We start from the raw sequence: 17,820 nt of genomic DNA, 5'->3' as shown, positions 1-17,820 counted from the left end.
ACGTAGCCTGAGACCGGTACTGCCCGAGTAGCTAGGAGATCCGGTGAGCGATCCGGAGACGGAATCGGTGGTGAACCCGGCCCAGCGCGCCCGGGCGTGGGAACGCCTCGGTGCCGAGCAGTTCGATGTCGTCGTCATCGGCGGCGGGGTGGTGGGCGCGGGAGCGGCCCTGGACGCCGCCACCCGCGGGCTGCGAGTGGCCCTGGTGGAGGCGCGCGACTTCGCCTCCGGCACCTCGAGCCGGTCCTCGAAGATGTTCCACGGTGGGCTGCGCTACCTCGAACAGCTCGAGTTCGGGTTGGTGCGCGAGGCGCTCTATGAACGCGAGCTGTCGCTGACGACGCTGGCGCCGCACCTGGTCAAGCCGTTGCCGTTCCTGTTCCCGTTGACCAACCGCTGGTGGGAGCGGCCGTACATGGCGGCGGGCATCTTCCTCTACGATCAGCTCGGCGGGGCGAAATCGGTTCCCGCACAGAAGCATTTGACCAAGTCCGGGGCACTGCGGCTGGCCCCCGGCCTGAAGCGCAGCTCGTTGATCGGTGGCATCCGCTACTTCGACACCGTCGTCGACGACGCCCGCCACACCATGACCGTGGCGCGCACCGCGGCCCACTACGGCGCCGTGGTGCGGACCTCGACCCAGGTGGTCTCGCTGCTGCGCGAGGGAGACCGCGTCATCGGCGTGCGGATCCGAGACTCCGAGGACGGAGCGGTCACCGAGGTGCACGGGCACGTCGTGGTCAACGCCACCGGGGTGTGGACCGACGAGATCCAGGCACTGTCCAAGCAGCGCGGCCGGTTTCGGGTGCGGGCCTCCAAGGGGGTGCACATCGTGGTGCCGCGCGACCGCGTCGTCAGCGAGGTCGCGATCATCCTGCGTACCGAGAAGTCGGTGCTGTTCGTGATCCCGTGGGGCACGCACTGGATCATCGGAACCACCGACACCGACTGGAATCTCGACTTGGCCCACCCGGCCGCCACCAAGGCCGACATCGACTACATCCTCGACCACGTCAACACCGTGCTGGCGACCCCGCTGACGCACGACGACATCGACGGCGTGTACGCCGGTTTGCGTCCGCTGCTGGCCGGGGAGAGCGACGAGACCTCGAAACTGTCCCGCGAGCACGCGGTGGCGGTGCCCGCACCCGGACTGGTCGCGATCGCGGGCGGCAAATACACCACCTACCGGGTGATGGCGGCCGACGCGATCGACGCCGCGGCGGAGTTCGTCCCGACCCGGGTGGCGCCCTCGATCACCGAGAAGGTCCCGTTGGTCGGCGCCGACGGATACTTCGCGCTGATCAACCAGACCGAGCATGTGGGTGAGCGAAACGGACTGCACCCGTACCGGATTCGACATCTGCTGGACCGTTACGGCTCGCTGATCGATGAGGTGTTGGCGCTGGCCGCCGACGACCGCGGGTTGCTCGAACCGATCACCGAGGCGCCGGTGTACCTCAAGGTCGAGGCGGCCTATGCCGCCGCCGCCGAGGGCGCGCTGCACCTCGAGGACATCCTGGCGCGCCGGATGCGGATCTCCATCGAGTACCCGCACCGCGGCGTCGACTGCGCCCGCGAGGTGGCCGAGGTGGTGGCCCCGTATCTGGGTTGGACCGAGGCCGAGGTGGAGCGCGAGGTGGCGACCTACATCGCCCGCGTCGAGGCCGAGGTGCAGTCGCAGGCCCAACCCGACGACGAGTCCGCCGATGCGCTGCGGGCGTCGGCCCCCGAGGCGCGTGCCGAGATCCTCGAACCGGTGCCGCTCAATTAGCCGTCGGCGCAGACCCGCACCGCTGCCGGCGCGGGACGGCATCGGGCCGGCCCGGGTGCGACTGCGCGGCGGTGCCGTGCTGGTCGAACTGGCCGACCGGTTCGGCGAGGCGGCCGCGGCCAAGGTGCTCGGTGGCGAGGTGCGCGCCGCCGACGGCAGCGTCGTGACGGCGGGCACGGTGCTGCCGCCCAACTCGCACGTCTACCTGTACCGGGACCTGCCCGCGGAGGTCGAGGTCCCGTTCGACATCCCGATCCTGTACCGGGACAACGACATCGTGGTGGTGGACAAGCCGCACTTTTTGGCCACCATGCCGCGGGGTCGGCACGTGGTGCAGACGGCGGTGGTGCGGTTGCGTCGCGAACTCGAGCTGCCCGAGCTGAGTCCGGTGCACCGACTGGACCGGTTGACCGCCGGTGTGCTGCTGTTCACGACCCGTCGCGAGGTCCGCGGTGCCTATCAGACGATGTTCACCCGCGCCGCGGTGCACAAGACCTATCTTGCGGTGGCGCAAGGGAATCCAGGGGTGGAACTGCCGACGGTGATCCGCAACCGGATTGTCAAACACCGCGGGGTGCTGCAGGCCGGGATCGAGGCCGGCGAGCCCAACGCCGAGACGCTGGTGGAGGCGCTCGGCGGCGACCGGTACCGGCTGACCCCGAAGACCGGCCGGACCCATCAACTGCGGGTGCACCTGGCCTCGATCGGCCTGCCCATCGTCGGCGATCCGTTGTATCCGACGATCGAAGAGGTTGCGCCGGACGATTTCTCGACACCCCTGCGGCTGGTGGCCCACGCGCTGGAGTTCGACGATCCGCTCACCGGCCTCCGGCGGCGGTTCGTGAGCGCGCGGACGCCCTGAGCGCGCGCTCGGCGAGCCCGGCGGTGACGTCAGTCGCCGCTGCGCCAGCCGTTCACGCCGACCGTGATGAGCCGGAGTTGCTTGATGGCAATCCGGCGGATCTCCTCGATGGCGGCGGCGTCCGCGGCGTCCTCCAGGGCTTCGGCGATCGAGATCATCGCGTTGACGAACAGCATCGCGAGGATGTTCAGATCCTCGCTGCTCCAGCCCGACAGGCCCGGAAACCGGGTGAGGTCGATGGCCAGCTCGGAGGTGATCAGCCGGATCTCGGTGCGGATCGCATAACGCAGCACCGCAACCCCGCTGGAGCGTTCCCGGGTGATGAAGCGCCAGTGATCGGGACGTTCGGTGACGCCGCTGATCACGATGTCGACCGACGAGTCGATGATGCGGGTCGGATCGAGCTTGCCGGCCCGCGCCCCGCGCAACATGTCGCGCAGCGTGCGGAACGACTCGTCGATCAGCACCAGGCCCAGGGCTTCCATGGAGTCGAAGTGCCGGTAGAACGCCGTCGGCGCGATCCCGGCCGCGCGGGCGACCTCCCGCAGGCTCAGGGCGCTGAAGCTGTCCTCGGCGAGCAGTTTGAGCGCGGCCTCGACGATCGCGCGGCGGGTGGCTTCCTTGCGTTCGATCCGCGAGACGACGTCGCGGGATCGGGAGCCGTGCGAGCGGCCCGACCGCGAAGAATGTGATTTGGGAGTACGACTGTTCACTGAGTGTGAAACCTACCACAACGGGCCCCGAATTCATTGACGCGGCGCCGCCCGCTACGTCACGGTGTACATATGTTCACTGAATTGCTGAACCCCGGAATTCGCGACAAGGTGCTGCGATCACCGCTGATGAGCGTGCTGACCGGACCGCACGGCGTCGACAGTTACACCGAGCTGGTGGACCCTGCCTGGACGAATCGCGAGGCCAGGGCCACGGTGCTGGCCGTGCGTCGGCAGACGTCCCGCAGCGTCACCCTGACCTTGGAGCCGAACCGCCTGGGCGCACAGTTGTGCTCCGACTTTCGGGCTGGTCAACACCTCAGCGTCACGGTCGAGATCGACGGTCGGCGCCATACCCGGTGCTACTCGCCGGCCAACGCCGAGGGCGCCGCGCTGATCGAACTGACCGTCGGCGCCCACCAGGGCGGTCGGGTCTCGACCTTTCTGCGCGAACACGCCCGTCCCGGCCTGGTCGTGGGGCTCGGCGCCCCCGCCGGCGACTTCACGCTGGACCCGGCGGCGCGCCGGGTGCTGTTCGTCTCGGGCGGCAGCGGCATCACGCCGGTGCTCTCGATGCTGCGGACGCTGCGGTCCCGCGGGGGTGCCGACGAGATGGCGTTCGTGCACTACGCCCGCGGCCCGCAGGACGTCTGCTACGCCGACGAACTGAACGCCATGACCGATGTCCGGGTGTTGTACGGCTACACCCGCTCAGGCTCCGGCGATCTCGCCGGTCGCCTCGATGCCCGACACCTGCAGACCGCGATGGCCGCACCCGATGCGGTTTACGTCTGCGGCCCGCAGACCCTCGTCGACGCGGTGCGTGCCCACCATCCCGAGGCCCGGTCGGAAAGCTTCGTGCCGCCGGTCTTCGCCGTATCGGAGCAGGCCCCCGGTGGGCGGATCGCATTCACGGACAGCGACCTCACCGTCGAGGACGACGGTCGGCCGCTGCTGGTGCAGGCCGAAGACGCGGGCCTGACGCCCGAGAGCGGCTGCCGCATGGGCATCTGCAACAGCTGCACGCGCCGCAAGACCCGTGGTGCGGTGAAGAACCTGACCACCGGCGCGGTTTCCACCGTCGACGACGAGGACGTCCGCATCTGCGTCTCGGTCCCTGTCGGCGACATCGAACTCGCGCTGTAGCCACTTCAGAACAGACCAGGAGGCAATCATGACCACTGTCATCAACACCCCCACTGCCGATCGCGTGATCGAGAAGCAGGTCGGCGGCACCACGGTGCGGCTGACTCCCGAACAGGTGGAGGCGTTCGGCGCCGAACTCGACGCCATCAAGGAGCGCGTGATCGCCGACCTCGGTGAGCGTGACGCCGGCTACATCCGCCGGATGGTCAAGGCTCAGCGGGGGCTCGAGATCGGCGGCCGCGCACTGCTTTTCGCCGGCATCTTCCCGCCGTTTTGGCTGGCCGGCACCGCGCTGCTCGGTCTGTCGAAAATCATCGACAACATGGAGATCGGGCACAACGTCATGCACGGTCAGTACGACTGGATGGGCGATCCGTCGCTGCAGGGTCGGGACTTCGAGTGGGACACCGCCTGCCCGGCCGACCAGTGGCGGCATTCGCACAACTACATGCACCACACCTACACCAACATCGTCGGCATGGACCGCGACATCGGCTACGGCATCCTGCGGATGAGCGACGACCAGAAGTGGCGTCCGTACTTCCTGGGCAACCCGGTCTATGCGTTCCTGTTGATGGTGCTGTTCCAGTACGGGGTGGCGCTGCACGAGATGGAGTCGGAACGCATCCTCGCCGGTGAGGTCCGGATTACCGACAAACGCGAAGTGCTGGAGGAGATCTGGCGCAAGACCAGGAACCAGACCCTCAAGGACTACGCGGCGTTCCCGCTGCTGGCCGGGCCGTTCGCGCCGCTGGTGTTCGCCGGGAACATGACGGCCAACCTGATGCGCAACGTGTGGGCTTTCATGATCATCTTCTGCGGCCACTTCCCGGACGGCACCAGTGAATTCAGTGTCGAGGAGACCAAGGCCGAGACCCGCGGGCAGTGGTACTTCCGGCAGATCCTCGGCTCGGCAAACCTGACCGGCGGCAAGCTGTTCCACATCCTGAGCGGCAACCTGTCGTTCCAGATCGAACACCACCTGTTTCCGGATCTGCCGGCGCATCGGTACGCGGAGATCTCGGATGAGGTCCGCGACATCTGCGAGCGCTACGGGATTCCGTACAACGCGGGGTCGCTGTCGAAGCAGTTCGGGTCGGTGGTGCGCAAGATCTTCCGGCTCGCGCTGCCGGTGTGATCCGCGGGCTGGAAACGGGTGCCTAGACAGCCGCTCGGCGAGCCTGCAGGTTCTGCTGGCGGTGCTGTCGCTCGATCGTGGCGAAGTAGAACGCGTAGGCGAACGCGCAGCTGGTGAACAGACTGCTCACGAAGAACAGCCACGGGTGCTTGACGCCGCGACGTAGCCCGTCGGCGATGGTGAACAGCGGCAGCAGGATCACGTTGATGATCGTGTAGTCCTGGCTGGCCGAGGCCGCCGCGGGGTTGGTGTAGCCGAGCGCGATGAACTGCTGCCAGCTGCCCTGGCCCCAGATGGGATTGCCGCCCTCGACGGCGTAGGTCGCCACGAACTGATGGTTGAAGTAGTAGCCGAGCGCAATCGAGGCGATGCCGATCGCGTAGTAGGTGACCTCCATTTTCGAGAACAGTGGCTCCGCCTCGACCCGGGCGAAGATCTGTGGGTTGGCGCGGACGATCCAGGCGATGACGGCAATGCCGAGCACGAAGTGAACGATGAGCGAGACCATGTCGGGATTATGAGAGAAGCCGGGCGCAGTTTTGTCACTTTTGACGTAACTGGGGTAGGTCTTGTCGAGCGGGGTCCGAGGTGGTTTGGTGAGCGCTGACCTGACCGGGACGAGAGGCAAATAGATGCGTGCAGTGGTGGCGGCGATGACGGTGTTGGCCGCGGGAGCCTTGAGTGGAGCGGGCGTGGCGTTGGCCGACCCGGCCCCGGCGGTCCCGACAGCCGACCAATTGACGTCGCAGCTGCAGCTGGTGCTGAACACCGGTGCCTCCGACGCGCAGCGCGCCGCCGAGTTGCAGGGCGGTCAAGCCGCGGTGCCCACCGCCAACAACATCGCCAATCAGATGAACCGCTACAGCGCATTGTTCGATTGGCGGGTGCAGAACCCCACGCTCAACGGCGATCGGGTGGACGCGCAGCTCGCGGTGTCGGTGCCGGTGATGGGAACCCGCACCCACGACATCTTCTGGGTGAACCAGGACGGGGCCTGGAAACTGTCCAACGCCTCGGCCTGTGTGATCGCCACCCAGGTGGCGGCCACCGAGTGCACCGTCTGACTCAGCGCTGACACGTCGGGCACCAGTAGGTGACCCGGTCGCCACCGCTGTCGTGGCGGATCGGCGTCCCGCACCGACGGCACGGCTCGCCGGCGCGGCCGTACACCCACAGTTCGCGGCCGCGGTGGGTGTCGCCGGTGGTGCAGCGTTGCACCCGGAGTCGGTTGGCCCACAACATCTGTTGGGCCCGCTTCGCCAACCGGAGGGCATCGGCCACCTCGCCGACCGCGGTGTGCGGCCGCAGCCCGAAGACGAAGCACAGTTCGTTGGCGTAGACGTTGCCGATGCCGGCCAGCACGCGCTGATCCAGCAGTGTCTCGCCGATCGGTCGGCCCGGATCGGCCAGCAGATTCGCCGCGGCGACCTCCGCGGACCAGTCCGGACCCAACAGGTCCGGACCCAGCTGCGCGACGACGTCGAGGTCGTGGTCGCGGGGCAGGATCTCCAGCACCCCGAGGTCGACGCCCACCGCGTGTGAGTCGGTGGTTTCCAGGATGATCCGAATCCGGTGCGGCGCGACGCGCACCCGCCCGGTCTGCCAGCTGCCGTCCATCTTCAAGTGCGAGTGGACGCTGAATGCGCCGGCGCGGATGAACAGATGCTTGCCGCGACTGAGCACCTCGTCGACGACGTGCCCGCTCAGATCCACCGTGGCGTATTGCGGAACCCGCACATCGCAGCGGGTCAGCACCTTGCCCACCAGCGCGGCGCGCAACTGGCCGGCCGCCCGAAAGATGGTGTCGCCCTCGGGCATCAGCGCAGCCGCAGTCCACGCGGGGTGCGGGAAAACCCGGCGGCGATCAGCGCGGCCGAGGCCGCCGAATCGCGGTCGGTGAGAACCGGCACACCGTCGATGCGCTCCACCAGCAGTCCTGGAATGCGCCGCTGGGTCACCAGTTCGGCCAACGCTGCGGCGGCCGCGTTGTGGACCCCGGCGTCACCGGTGAAGGTCAGCAGCGAGCGGCCGCCGCGCTCGATGAACCACGCCAGCGCGCCGTCGACGAGGGCCACCAGTGCACCGGCCTTGCGGCCCGGGCGGTGCGCGGAGTCGGTGTCGGCGGCCCGGCTGGGCCACGGCAGCGCGGCGCCGTACGGATTGGCGGGGTCGGTGGCCGCCAGCACCGAGGTGCCACCGATGGTGCGCTCGTCGTCGATGTTGTCGGCGAAGCCCCGCAGCCGGTCCACCGTGGTCGCCGTCGCGAACTGGGCGCCCCCGAGCGATTCGACGAAGTATCCGCGTTGGCAGCGGCCCGCATCCTCGAGGACGGCCAGCACCTTGTAGAGCATCGCGAAGCCGCCCGGAGTGTTCTCGGCGGTCACGGCACCCCGGGTGAGGACGCCGTGGCGGGCCAGCAACTGATCGGCCTGAAAGTGCGCGCGCAGCGTCGAATCCGTCTCGGCGATCGGCAGCAACGACCAGCGCCCGGCCACGGTGGGGTCGACATCGCGGGGATGCGCGCCGACGTTCACCCCGATGCGGTAGCTCTTCATCCGGGGCGCGCGGCGCTGCCGGTGCGCCGGGGTGGCGGCCCGGCGGGACCCGGACCGACGATCGCCCGACAGCAGTGCCCGAACCGGGGCGAACGTGTCCCCGGTGACATGGCCCGCCCAGATCAGTTCCCACAGCGCCGCTTTGAGCGTCTCGGTGTCGACACCATCGACGGCCAACTGGCGGAAGAAGTACGCGCCGGTGCCCTCGAGGGCGGCCAGGATGCCCCGGTGCGCCGCGGTCAGGTCGATCTCGCTCGGCGGCCGCAGCGACAGCGGCGCGGTGTCGGCGCCGTGAAACGCGATCCAGCCGTCGGCGGCGGCCAAGGCTCCGGCACCCGACCACACCACCTCACCGGAAGCCAGCAGCTCGTCCAGCATCGCCGGCTGATAGTCGCGGACACGTTGACCGAAGATCAGCGGCTCGACCGCGGATGCCGGCATCGGCAGCCCGGCGAGCTGGTCGATCACGGTGGCCAGGCCGTCGACGCCGACCACGGTGTGGGTGTGTGCCCCGGCTCCCGGACCGCCGACCTGCTGCCACGACTGCAGGAACCGGGCGTACGCGGACGTGCTCACCGGCTCGATCTGGGCCCGCAGCGCGGCCAGTGACCGGCGGCGCAGGATGCGCAGCACCTCGGCGTCGCACCACTGATCCCCGTGTGGCACGTCGGTGGGTGCGTCGACGAACTCGCCGCGTACCAGTTTGCCGTCGACCGCGAGGCGGCCCAGCACATCGGCGGCCACCCGCGGGCCCAGCCCGAACCGGGCCGCCGCGTCGGCGGTGGTGAACGGCCCGCGGGTGCGCGCGTAGCGTCCCAGCAGCTCACCGAGCGGGTCGAGGACCGGTTCGAGGAACGCCGCCGCCACCCCGACCGGCACCGCCACGCCGACCCCGTCGCGCAACCGCGCGATGTCCTCCACCGCGACCCACCACTGCCGGTCGGCGTAGGAGACGGGCACCGCCCGTTTTGCGCCGCGCAGACTGTCGAGCCACTCGGTCACCTCGACGCCGGCCGCGCGGTCCGCGATCTCGTCGGCGGTCAGCGGGCCCAGCAGCCGCAGCAGGTCGGCGACACCCTCGGCGTCGCGCACGGCCCGCTCCGGGGTGAGATGCTGCAGTTGACGGGCGGTCGAGGCGATGACCTCGGCGTCGAGCAGCTCGCGCAGCTCGATGCGGCCCAACAGTTCGGCCAACAGCGTGGGGTCCAAAGCCAGTGCGGCGGCGCGGCGTTCGGCGAGCGGGCTGTCGCCCTCGTACATGAAGGCACCCACGTAGCCGAACAGCAACGACGCCGCGAACGGGGAGGGCGTGACGGTCTCGATCTCGGCGATCCGCACCCGGCGGCTCGCGATGCGGGTCATCAGCGCGGTCAGGCTCGGGACGTCGTAGACGTCCTGCAGGCATTCCCGGACCGCCTCGAGCACGATCGGAAAGTCGGGGTAGTGCCGGGCCACGTCCAGCAACTGCGCGGCGCGTTGGCGCTGATGCCACAGCGGTGAACGCTTGCCCGGATGCCGCCGCGGCAGCAGCAGCGCGCGGGCCGCGCACTCACGGAAGCGCGCCGCGAACAGCGCCGAGCCGCCGACCTCCGCGGTGACCAGGGGTTCGATCTCGTCGGGGTCGAACACGAAGATCTCTGCGCCCGGGGCGGTTTCTTGGCCGTTTAAGGCATCGGGCAGCCGGACGATGATGCCGTCGTCGGAGGCGGTCGGCTTTTCGTCGATGCCGTAGCGGTCATACAGCCGCTTGCCGACCGCGAGTGCCAGCGGACCGTGCACACGCAGCCCGTAGGGGGAGTGCAGGATGACGCGCCAGTCGCCGAGTTCATCGCGAAAGCGCTCCACCAGCAGCGCGGTGTCCGACGGCACCGTGCCGGTCGCACCGCGTTGCTCGTCGAGTAGCTGCCACAGGTTGTCGGTCGCATAGCCGTCGAAACCGATCGCCCCGCAACGCTGCTCGAACGCGGGCCGGTCCAGCCGGGCCAGCTCCCCGGTGAACGCGCCGATCGCGGCACCGAGTTCGGCCGGGCGGCCGATGCCGTCGCCGCGCCAGAAGGGCAGCCGGGCGGGCTGGCCGGGAGCCGGGATCACCAGCACCCGGTCGTGGGTGATCTCGGTGATGCGCCAGCTGGTGGCGCCCAAGGAGATCACGTCGCCGGGCCGCGACTCGTAGACCATCTCCTCATCGAGTTCGCCGACCCGAGAGGGCTTCTCGGTGTCCGCGCTGCTGGCCAGATACACCGTGAACAGCCCGCGGTCAGGAATCGCACCGCCGGAGGTCACCGCCAACCGTTGCGCGCCGGGTCGCGCTGTCAGCGCGCCGGTGTCGCGGTCATAGACGATGCGCGGGCGCAGTTCGGCGAACTCCGTCGACGGGAACTTGCCGCTCAACAGGTCCAGGGTGGCTTCGAAGGCGCTGCGCGGCAGCGTCGCAAACGGTGCGCTGCGCCGGACCGTGTCGAACCAGTCGTCGGCGTCCAGCGGTTCCAGCGCGCACGCCGCGATCGTGTGTTGGGCCAGGATGTCCAGCGGGTTGGTCGGTACCCGCATGGCCTCGATCTGCCCGGCCAGCATGCGCTGCACGGTGACCCCGCACCCGATCAGGTCGGTGCGGTGCTTGGGCAGCAAGACGCCCTGGCTGATCTCCCCGACCTGATGCCCGGCCCGGCCGATGCGTTGCAGACCGCTGGCCACCGACGGGGGCGTCTCGACCTGGATGACGAGATCGACTGCACCCATGTCGATTCCCAGCTCGAGGCTCGAGGTGGCGACGACGGCCTTGAGGCTACCGATCTTGAGCGCGTTCTCGACCTCGGCGCGGGTTTCCTTGGAGACCGACCCGTGGTGGGCCCGCGCCAGCACCGGTTCGGCGCCCGAGGTTTGGCCGCTGGCCATGATGTAGGCGGGCGCGCCGCCCGCGACATCGGGGTTGGTGCCGTCCGCGGCGTCGGGGCCCAGTCCGAGCCGCTCGGCATGAATCTCGTTGAGCCGGGCGGTGAGCCGTTCGGCCAGCCGCCGTGAGTTGGCGAACACGATCGACGAGTTGTGCGCCTCGATGAGGTCGACGATGCGTTCCTCGACATCGGGCCAGATGGAGTTGTCCTCCAGGTTGGCCATGTCCGGCACGGGGACCTGCACGCTGAGCTCGAAGGTCTTGGTCGCCGGCGGCGCGACGATGGTGGTGCGGGTGGCGCCGGACAGGAACCGCGCCACCTCCTCGGCCGGGCGCACGGTGGCCGAGAGGCCGATCCGTTGGGCGGGCCGGTCCAGCAGCGCGTCGAGGCGTTCCAGCGAGAGCGCCAGGTGCGCACCCCGCTTGGTGCCCGCGACCGCGTGCACCTCGTCGACGATGACCGTCTGCACCCCGGCCAGCGCCCCGCGGGCCGCCGAGGTCAGCATCAAGAACAACGATTCGGGCGTGGTGATCAGGATGTCGGGCGGCTTGGCGATGAGTTCCCGGCGGCGGTTCGGCGGGGTGTCGCCGGAGCGGACTCCGACGCTGATGCTCGGCGGCGCGACCCCGTCGCGTTCCGCGATGCGCGAAATGCCGGTCAGCGGGGTGCGCAGGTTGCGTTCGACGTCGACCGCCAGTGCCTTCAACGGCGAAACGTAGAGCACCCGGGTGCTCGGTGTGGTTTCCGCGGCGTCGCCGTCGGAATGTGCCAGCCGGTCGATGGCCCACAGGAACGCCGCGAGCGTCTTGCCCGACCCGGTAGGGGCTATGACCAGCGTGTTGTCGCCGTCGGCGATCGCCGCCCAGGCCTGGGCCTGGGCTGGTGTCGGGGCCACGAAGGTGCCCGCGAACCAGTGCCGGGTGAGCTCGCCGAAGCGGGCCAGCGGATCGACGGGGCGGGCCATTACACCATCGTGCCAAGTGGGTGCGACAACGTGCATTGGCAGGGGACTCCCAGGGACTCTCCAGGAAATCCTCGGGTCGTGCGTAATCGCGCGGCGGCCGCCGTCGGATGGATACGATTTCCTCGTGACCGCGGGGGATTGGCAGCCGCATATCCCGGCTGCCACGCTCGGGCGGCCCGGTACGCCCGAGGGGGTCGTGGCCCGGACCGCCATAGTGAAGTCGTTACTCGGTACCCGGGGCGGGGACCTGGTCACGGTGCAAGCACCCGCGGGCTATGGCAAGACGACGGCGGTCGCCCAGTGGGATGACGCCGACCCGCGGCCGTTCGCCTGGCTGCGACTCGACCCCCTCGACGAGGATCCGATCCATCTGCTGCTGCACATTGCCGCCGCGGTGGATCGGGTCCGGCCACTGAACCCGGCGGCGCTGCGTTACCTGCGCGGCCCGGGGCGCGATCCGCTCACCCAGCTGGTGCCGGCCCTGGTCGAGGCGCTGGAGGACTGCGAGCCGCTGGTGGTGGTGGTGGACGATGTCCACGAACTGTCGGCGTCGCCGGCCCGCGCTGCGCTGGCCGCGTTGATCGCCGAGGGCCCGGCCACGCTGACGGCGGTCCTGGTGGGTCGAAGCACACCGGCGGTGCCTTTGGCCCGCCGCCGGCTCGGCGGCGGACTGGTCGAGATCGGGATCGCCGAGTTGACGCTCTCCGAAGACGAGGCGACGCAGGCCTTCACCGCCGTCGGAGGTCGGTGCGACGACGGCGCCGTATTGCGCTCGGTGCTGGACAAGTGCGAGGGCTGGGCGGCCGGGGTGGTGCTGGCGGCGATGTCGACGCGGGACCGCGCCGATGCTGCCGCGCTGACCGGCAGCGATCCACTGGTTGCCGGCTACCTGGTGGAGGAGGTGCTGAGTCGACTCGATTCCGACACGCTGACGTTTTTGGTGGAATCATCGATTCTGGACCGGCTTTCCGGCGACTGCCTGGATGAGGTGCTCGGCCGCAGCGACTCGGGGCGGCTGCTGGAATCGATCCGATCGTCCGGCAACCACTTTCTGGTTCCAATTGGCGCCGAACGTGTGTGGTACCGATTTCACAGTCTGCTCGGGGACCTGCTGCGGTCCCGGCTGCGAGCGGGGGACCAGTCCCGCTACCGGGTGCTGGCCGGGCGGGCCGCACGGATGCTGGAACGCCAGGGCGACCTCGACGCAGCAGTGGTGCAGGCGTTGGCCGTCGGCGATCGGCGGTACGCGGCGGCGTTGGTGGGCCGTGACGCGGTCCGACTCGGATTCGACGGCCGGGCCGGTCTGCTGGCCCGGCGCGTGCGTCTGCTGGACGAGCGGATCGTGGCTGAGTACCCCGACGCCGCGATAGCCAGCGCGTGGCTCGGGGTCACCACCGGCGATGCGGCGCTGATCCAACGCTCGCTCGTGCTGGCGAGCAGAGCCGACCGGGGACAACCGCTGGCCGACTGCACGCCCTCGGTCAGAGTCGCTGCCGCCCTGGTGAGTTCGATGACCGGGGTCGGCGGCGTGCACGACACGGTACGGCATGCCGACACGGTTCGTGCGGCCGGCGACTACCAGGTGAATCCGTGGTGGGCCGCGGCGACGGTGATGAAGGGCGCCGCGGAATCCATGCTGGGACGCAATGATCGAGCGCGGGCGTTGCTTGAATCGGCGCTGCCGTTGCTCGGTGATCTGCCCGGCTTCGAGGCCGCCGCGTTGGCGCACTTGGGGTTGTTGGATCTCGGAGAGGGCGATGACGCCGGCTGCCTGGCACGTTGCACCGCCGCCCGGCGGATCGTTGATGCCCATGAATTGAGCGACGTGGTTCCGATGATCGTCGTCTACTCCGCCAGTGCGGTGAGTGAGGCACGCGCCGGCGAGGTTACCGCAGCGCGGTTGTCGATCGCCATCACCGAACGCCTGCTGAATAATCTGGGCGACCTCGCGGCGCGCACCGCGCTGCTCGGACACGGCCTGTTGGCATGGTCTGCGGCAGTCATCGGGGACCGCGACGTGATGCTGCGGCACCTCGACAAGGGTGACCGCGCGGGCCGGCGCGAACCCGATGCGGTCGCGTTGCTTCGCCGGCTGGAGCGGGTTCGGATGTTGGCGGCCGGCGGGGACCACAAACCCCTGACTACCGCCGAGCTACGACTGTTGCCCTATCTGGCGACGCATTTCTCGTTGCAGCGCATAGCCGAGGACTTGATGATCGGCCGGGAAACCGTGAAGAGTCAGGTGGCTTCGATCTACCGAAAGCTCGCTGCGGCCTCCCGCGCCGAGGCGGTTGCCGAGGCGAAACGCATTGGTCTGCTCCCGAATTGACTCGCTAGACCGGCATGCCGGCGATGTTTCGCCATAAATTGCGCAAACTGTCGGTGCCGCCGAACAGCGTCGTGAAGTGCGTCGAGTCGATCATCACGATGTCGCCGGTTCGGTCGCCGGACGGCGGCATCCAGATCACCGCGTTGAACTCGGTGTTGCCCGCGGCGGTGAATGGATGTGGCCGATTCGGGTCCACCGGTTGGCGGCCCAGCACACGCAGGCCGTCGCCCTCTCGGGCGGTGAGCTGGTAGTGGGGGAGATGTGGGTGGAAACTCAACGTCGGAACGCCACGGAGCAGACCCGGCCCATCGAGGTCGTGGGCAACGGTGAGCGGTGCAATGTCTGCGGTGCCGGCGATTACCGCCGGCCGCAAGCCCCAGATATTGTGCACCGGAATCCCCAATTCCCGCATCAACGAACGCGTGTACGCACTGAATCGCTGCTGACGGGGCACGAGTGGGTCACCGTGATGCTCGTACTCCAACTGTCGTTGCAGCAGATCTTCGGTGAAGCCCACGTCGTGATGCGGGGCCAACAGCAGGCACGTGCCCGCCCGCCGGAGCCAGCTTCGGATTGCTTCAACCTCGGCAGCGCCCGACTCCGACCCGCACGTGAGGTGGTCAAGCCCGAAGACCATCAGCGTGTCGGCGTCGGCGAGGATCCGTTCATCGATCGGCTGGGGATATCCGGCCTGGTCGACCCGTTGGAAGACCGCCACCGGCTGGCCCGTCACCTCGGCGGCCACACCCTGAAAACTCAGTGTCGAGCGGTGGAACAGTTCCAGTGTGCCCGCGATACCTTGGAGGAATCTGTCCGCCTCGAACTCGGGCGTCTCGTAGGCGGGATAGACCGCATTGCGGACTTCCGTCATGGTGGAGTAGCGGTTGGCCATCGCCGCCGGATCACGCTGGGCCTCCCAGGGGTAACTCCACGTCCAATAGATACTGATGCGCCTGCCTCGACCGGGACGGCGGGCAACATGGTCCTGGTTGTAGGTGCGGGCAGCGCGCGGGGTTGTCACGGCATCTCCCGATCCCCGAGCCCAGCGAGGTAGCGCAAAGCGCGCAATCCGGGCAGAAAGAAGTACGCGCCGCCCCGGAGGGTGGTAAAGGCCGGGATGCCCTTGTGCACCTTCCGTATCGGGCGCCTGGGTACGGTGAAATCCAGGGTGCCGTCCTGCGTCCCGCAGATGGGATCGTGCTCGTTGCCCAGTTCATGGAAGCTCGTGTCGTTGATCCAGACGTTCTGTGCGAACTCGAACTGCCGAACGAGACTGGCGCAGATGATGAATGCCGCGATGCCGCGGTCGACACCATCTTCGGGAGCGCCGTCCGGCAGGGCCGGCCCATAGGTCGCGCCGCGACGTATCATCCGGCGCCGATTCATGTAGTGTGCGGTGTCGCGCGGGTTCAGCCGACGGGCATGGGAGCCCAGTGGGCAGGCGTAGCCGAGTGGATCCATCTCACCGTAGTTGAAATCGTTGTTACGCATCGGGTCTGCGCCGAGCTCGGGATCGTCGATGGTGGGTGCCAGCACCAGTGGCGCGCCGCTACGCCATCGACCCATGAACTTGGCGGCCAGCAGATCCTGCTCCTGCGGGGTGGTCGCGTTGTCGCTCAGGTAGGTGCGAAACGCCCCGACGTGTTCCTGCAACCGGCGGTATGCCAGATAGCTGCCGTTGCGTGCCAGCACTTCGGGCTGCGGCAGGTTGTGGACCGGTCCGTCCTCATCGGGATAGCCGAGGATGAACTCGCCGGGCTCCAGCGGTGCACCGGAGCCCGGTGTCGGTTCTTCGCCCGACCCCTTCATCACCGGTTGCGAGAGCCGGTCCCGAAAGCCGAAGTGGTCGTGAGCGTAGTTGAACGGTGGGGTGGCGTTCAGGTCGAGAAACGAGACGCTGCGCACGCCGTCGCAGCGAGCCAGCAGGTTGTCGTGTTCGCCGATGCACCTGCGGTGTTCGGCCTCATCGCGAGCAAAGAGGATCGCGATCGCATGTACATCATCGCCGGCCAACCCCCCAACCCAGTGCTGCGGCGCGTTGGGGCCGGTGTCGCCCAGGATGTCGGCGCGCGCGGCCATGCCCTCGCGGAACTCGTCGGGAAAGGAGGCCAGCGCACTCGGGGGCACACCGAGCGCGCGTAGGCCGTTATGTGTGAATGCCAACGTGATCCAGCGCTTGGCGTCCGCCATGGTGTCGTGCGCGTCCGCGGCCGATTGCACCCGGTCCAGCAATTCCGTTAGCCAGGCTCGGCCGCCTGCAGCGGTGTCGAACGACAGAAACTCATAGCGTCCCGTCATCGCCGGCGTCCGGGTCAGCAGGATGTGCTGAATATCGTCGAGGTCGAGTGTCACTGCATCTGGTCGAGCATGTCGGAGAATGCGGCCTTGAGTCGCAGAGCCTTCTTGATCTCTTCAGCGGTGACGTACGGGTATTCGCCGTATTCCAAGAAGCTGGGATGGTGATGCTCGCGGACGAACTCGATGAACGCCTGCGAGTTGGTCTGCCAGTCGTCGGGAAAGCCCTCGAGATTGGTGAAGACCGTGGTGATTCCGGTCGCGCTGAACAGTCGGACGGCGTCTTCGGTGTATTTGTCGAAATCGGTGTCGAAGATGCCCTGGTACTGGAAGTGCAGGCCGGATCCGACGTCGAAGAGGACCCAGCGCAGGTAGTGCAGACGCAGCGGTGCCAAGACATCGGGACTGGCGGCGACCGCCTCCTCGATCTGCTTGCCGTGGGCGCGAACGGCGTCTTCGCGACCGGCCTTGACCTTGGCGATGATCGAGAAGCCGTAGCAGGCTGGAGTGCGCGGAAAAGCCGGACCGTACCGTCCGCGTTCGAGTTCGAAATAGCCTTCGGGGGGAATCGCGCGCGCAGCGGGCTCGGACCAGTTGTTCTCCAGCGCTGACATGTCGGCCCCCCAATTTCACGACCCAGTGAATCCTAATGTCGCACAACGGGAGTAGTCGCCCCCCATAGCGGGGGTGCGGCGGCGGCCGCGTTGGGTGTCCGCCTGACCATTTCCCCCATTGTGGGTGATGTTTGCCCGCTGTCGCCCCACTAGGTTCTGATCAGCACAGTCGGGATGGGCTGCGAGCGGGTGCGCACGCAGCGGATATCTCCTGCACTTGGCGAGCCGTTGCGACATTCTTGGTAGGAGATGGTGATGCGCCAGGCGTTTTATCTCTCGGTCTTGACAGTCGGGGTGACTGTGTCTTTCTTGGTCCCTGCGTCGGCTGGGGCTTTTTACCAAGAAGGACCGCCTCAGAGCACCTATCCATGGTGCGATTTCGAATGGTACTGCGATAACGATGATTCCGGAGCGCTGCTCGACGAGGGGCCGTCGCGCCCGAACCAAGATCTACCGGATCGAGAACGGCCGGACCGCGATCGGCCGGACCGTGACCGCGGTGGCCGGGGGTGACCAGCGTGGTATCCAGCTTGCGT

13 protein-coding genes are annotated in these 17,820 nt (G+C 68.3%); 6 read left to right on the top strand and 7 right to left on the bottom strand.

Features of this window, described 5'->3' with window-relative positions:
- Positions 1-43 precede the first annotated feature (43 nt).
- The gene (locus RCP80_RS18115) at positions 44-1,774 is read left to right on the top strand and encodes a glycerol-3-phosphate dehydrogenase/oxidase (RefSeq protein ID WP_308478994.1); all 1,731 of its coding nucleotides are present in this window, start codon (positions 44-46) and stop codon (positions 1,772-1,774) included.
- 76 nt (positions 1,775-1,850) lie between these two features.
- The gene (locus RCP80_RS18110) at positions 1,851-2,636 is read left to right on the top strand and encodes a pseudouridine synthase (protein ID WP_308478993.1); all 786 of its coding nucleotides are present in this window, start codon (positions 1,851-1,853) and stop codon (positions 2,634-2,636) included.
- A 29-nt stretch (positions 2,637-2,665) separates the two neighbouring features.
- Here the strand turns inward: RCP80_RS18110 and RCP80_RS18105 are convergent, their stop codons facing one another.
- The gene (locus RCP80_RS18105) at positions 2,666-3,349 is read right to left on the bottom strand and encodes a TetR family transcriptional regulator (protein ID WP_308478992.1); all 684 of its coding nucleotides are present in this window, start codon (positions 3,347-3,349) and stop codon (positions 2,666-2,668) included.
- 72 nt (positions 3,350-3,421) lie between these two features.
- Here RCP80_RS18105 and RCP80_RS18100 point away from each other — a divergent pair, with 72 nt between their 5' ends.
- Both RCP80_RS18100 and RCP80_RS18095 read left to right on the top strand, forming a co-directional pair.
- Positions 3,422-4,495, top strand: coding sequence for a flavin reductase family protein (locus RCP80_RS18100; RefSeq protein ID WP_308478991.1), 1,074 nt, complete (start codon positions 3,422-3,424; stop codon positions 4,493-4,495).
- 28 nt (positions 4,496-4,523) lie between these two features.
- Positions 4,524-5,633 carry a fatty acid desaturase family protein gene (locus tag RCP80_RS18095; RefSeq protein WP_308478990.1) on the top strand — a complete coding sequence of 370 codons (1,110 nt, stop codon included), beginning with the start codon at positions 4,524-4,526 and terminating at the stop codon, positions 5,631-5,633.
- 22 nt (positions 5,634-5,655) lie between these two features.
- Here RCP80_RS18095 and RCP80_RS18090 read toward each other — a convergent pair whose 3' ends face one another.
- On the bottom strand, positions 5,656-6,141 hold the full coding sequence (locus RCP80_RS18090; RefSeq protein WP_308478989.1) for a DUF2834 domain-containing protein: 486 nt from the start codon (positions 6,139-6,141) through the stop codon (positions 5,656-5,658).
- 124 nt (positions 6,142-6,265) lie between these two features.
- Here RCP80_RS18090 and RCP80_RS18085 point away from each other — a divergent pair, with 124 nt between their 5' ends.
- Positions 6,266-6,697, top strand: coding sequence for an MTB12 C-terminal domain-containing protein (locus RCP80_RS18085; RefSeq protein WP_308478988.1), 432 nt, complete (start codon positions 6,266-6,268; stop codon positions 6,695-6,697).
- 1 nt (position 6,698) lies between these two features.
- Here the strand turns inward: RCP80_RS18085 and nei2 are convergent, their stop codons facing one another.
- A complete protein-coding gene (gene nei2, locus RCP80_RS18080) occupies positions 6,699-7,451 on the bottom strand; it encodes an endonuclease VIII Nei2 (protein WP_308478987.1) in 753 nt (250 codons plus the stop codon).
- Positions 7,451-12,046: an ATP-dependent helicase gene (locus tag RCP80_RS18075; RefSeq protein ID WP_308478986.1), complete on the bottom strand. Its 4,596-nt coding sequence runs from the start codon at positions 12,044-12,046 to the stop codon at positions 7,451-7,453. Before RCP80_RS18075 ends, nei2 begins: the two co-directional genes overlap by 1 nt.
- Before the next feature lie 124 nt (positions 12,047-12,170).
- On the opposite strand from RCP80_RS18075, the gene RCP80_RS18070 reads away from it, so the two are divergent.
- The gene (locus RCP80_RS18070) at positions 12,171-14,375 is read left to right on the top strand and encodes a winged helix-turn-helix domain-containing protein (RefSeq protein ID WP_308478985.1); all 2,205 of its coding nucleotides are present in this window, start codon (positions 12,171-12,173) and stop codon (positions 14,373-14,375) included.
- 4 nt (positions 14,376-14,379) lie between these two features.
- Here RCP80_RS18070 and RCP80_RS18065 read toward each other — a convergent pair whose 3' ends face one another.
- Genes RCP80_RS18065 through RCP80_RS18055 form a run of 3 tightly spaced genes read right to left on the bottom strand, consistent with a single transcriptional unit; the run spans position 14,380 to position 17,284 of the window.
- Complete coding sequence (locus RCP80_RS18065) at positions 14,380-15,396, bottom strand: hypothetical protein (RefSeq protein ID WP_308478984.1); 1,017 nt, start codon at positions 15,394-15,396, stop codon at positions 14,380-14,382.
- Positions 15,393-16,727: a Dyp-type peroxidase gene (locus RCP80_RS18060; protein WP_308478983.1), complete on the bottom strand. Its 1,335-nt coding sequence runs from the start codon at positions 16,725-16,727 to the stop codon at positions 15,393-15,395. Before RCP80_RS18060 ends, RCP80_RS18065 begins: the two co-directional genes overlap by 4 nt.
- Complete coding sequence (locus tag RCP80_RS18055; protein ID WP_308478982.1) at positions 16,724-17,284, bottom strand: hypothetical protein; 561 nt, start codon at positions 17,282-17,284, stop codon at positions 16,724-16,726. The genes RCP80_RS18060 and RCP80_RS18055 overlap by 4 nt, the downstream gene beginning before the upstream one ends.
- Positions 17,285-17,820: the final 536 nt, after the last annotated feature.

The organism is Mycolicibacterium sp. MU0053 (assembly GCF_963378095.1).
Lineage (GTDB): Bacteria > Actinomycetota > Actinomycetes > Mycobacteriales > Mycobacteriaceae > Mycobacterium > Mycobacterium burgundiense.
This window is presented reverse-complemented; position numbering and strand designations above follow the sequence as displayed.

Excerpts from the sequence above, each read along its gene's own strand:
- RCP80_RS18100 (WP_308478991.1), top strand. The coding sequence starts at position 3,422 with ATGTTCACTGAATTGCTGAACCCCGGAATTCGCGACAAGGTGCTGCGA.
- RCP80_RS18095 (WP_308478990.1), top strand. The coding sequence starts at position 4,524 with ATGACCACTGTCATCAACACCCCCACTGCCGATCGCGTGATCGAGAAG.
- RCP80_RS18085 (WP_308478988.1), top strand. The coding sequence starts at position 6,266 with ATGCGTGCAGTGGTGGCGGCGATGACGGTGTTGGCCGCGGGAGCCTTG.
- RCP80_RS18075 (WP_308478986.1), bottom strand. The coding sequence starts at position 12,046 with ATGGCCCGCCCCGTCGATCCGCTGGCCCGCTTCGGCGAGCTCACCCGG.
- nei2 (WP_308478987.1), bottom strand. The coding sequence starts at position 7,451 with ATGCCCGAGGGCGACACCATCTTTCGGGCGGCCGGCCAGTTGCGCGCC.
- RCP80_RS18055 (WP_308478982.1), bottom strand. The coding sequence starts at position 17,284 with ATGTCAGCGCTGGAGAACAACTGGTCCGAGCCCGCTGCGCGCGCGATT.
- RCP80_RS18090 (WP_308478989.1), bottom strand. The coding sequence starts at position 6,141 with ATGGTCTCGCTCATCGTTCACTTCGTGCTCGGCATTGCCGTCATCGCC.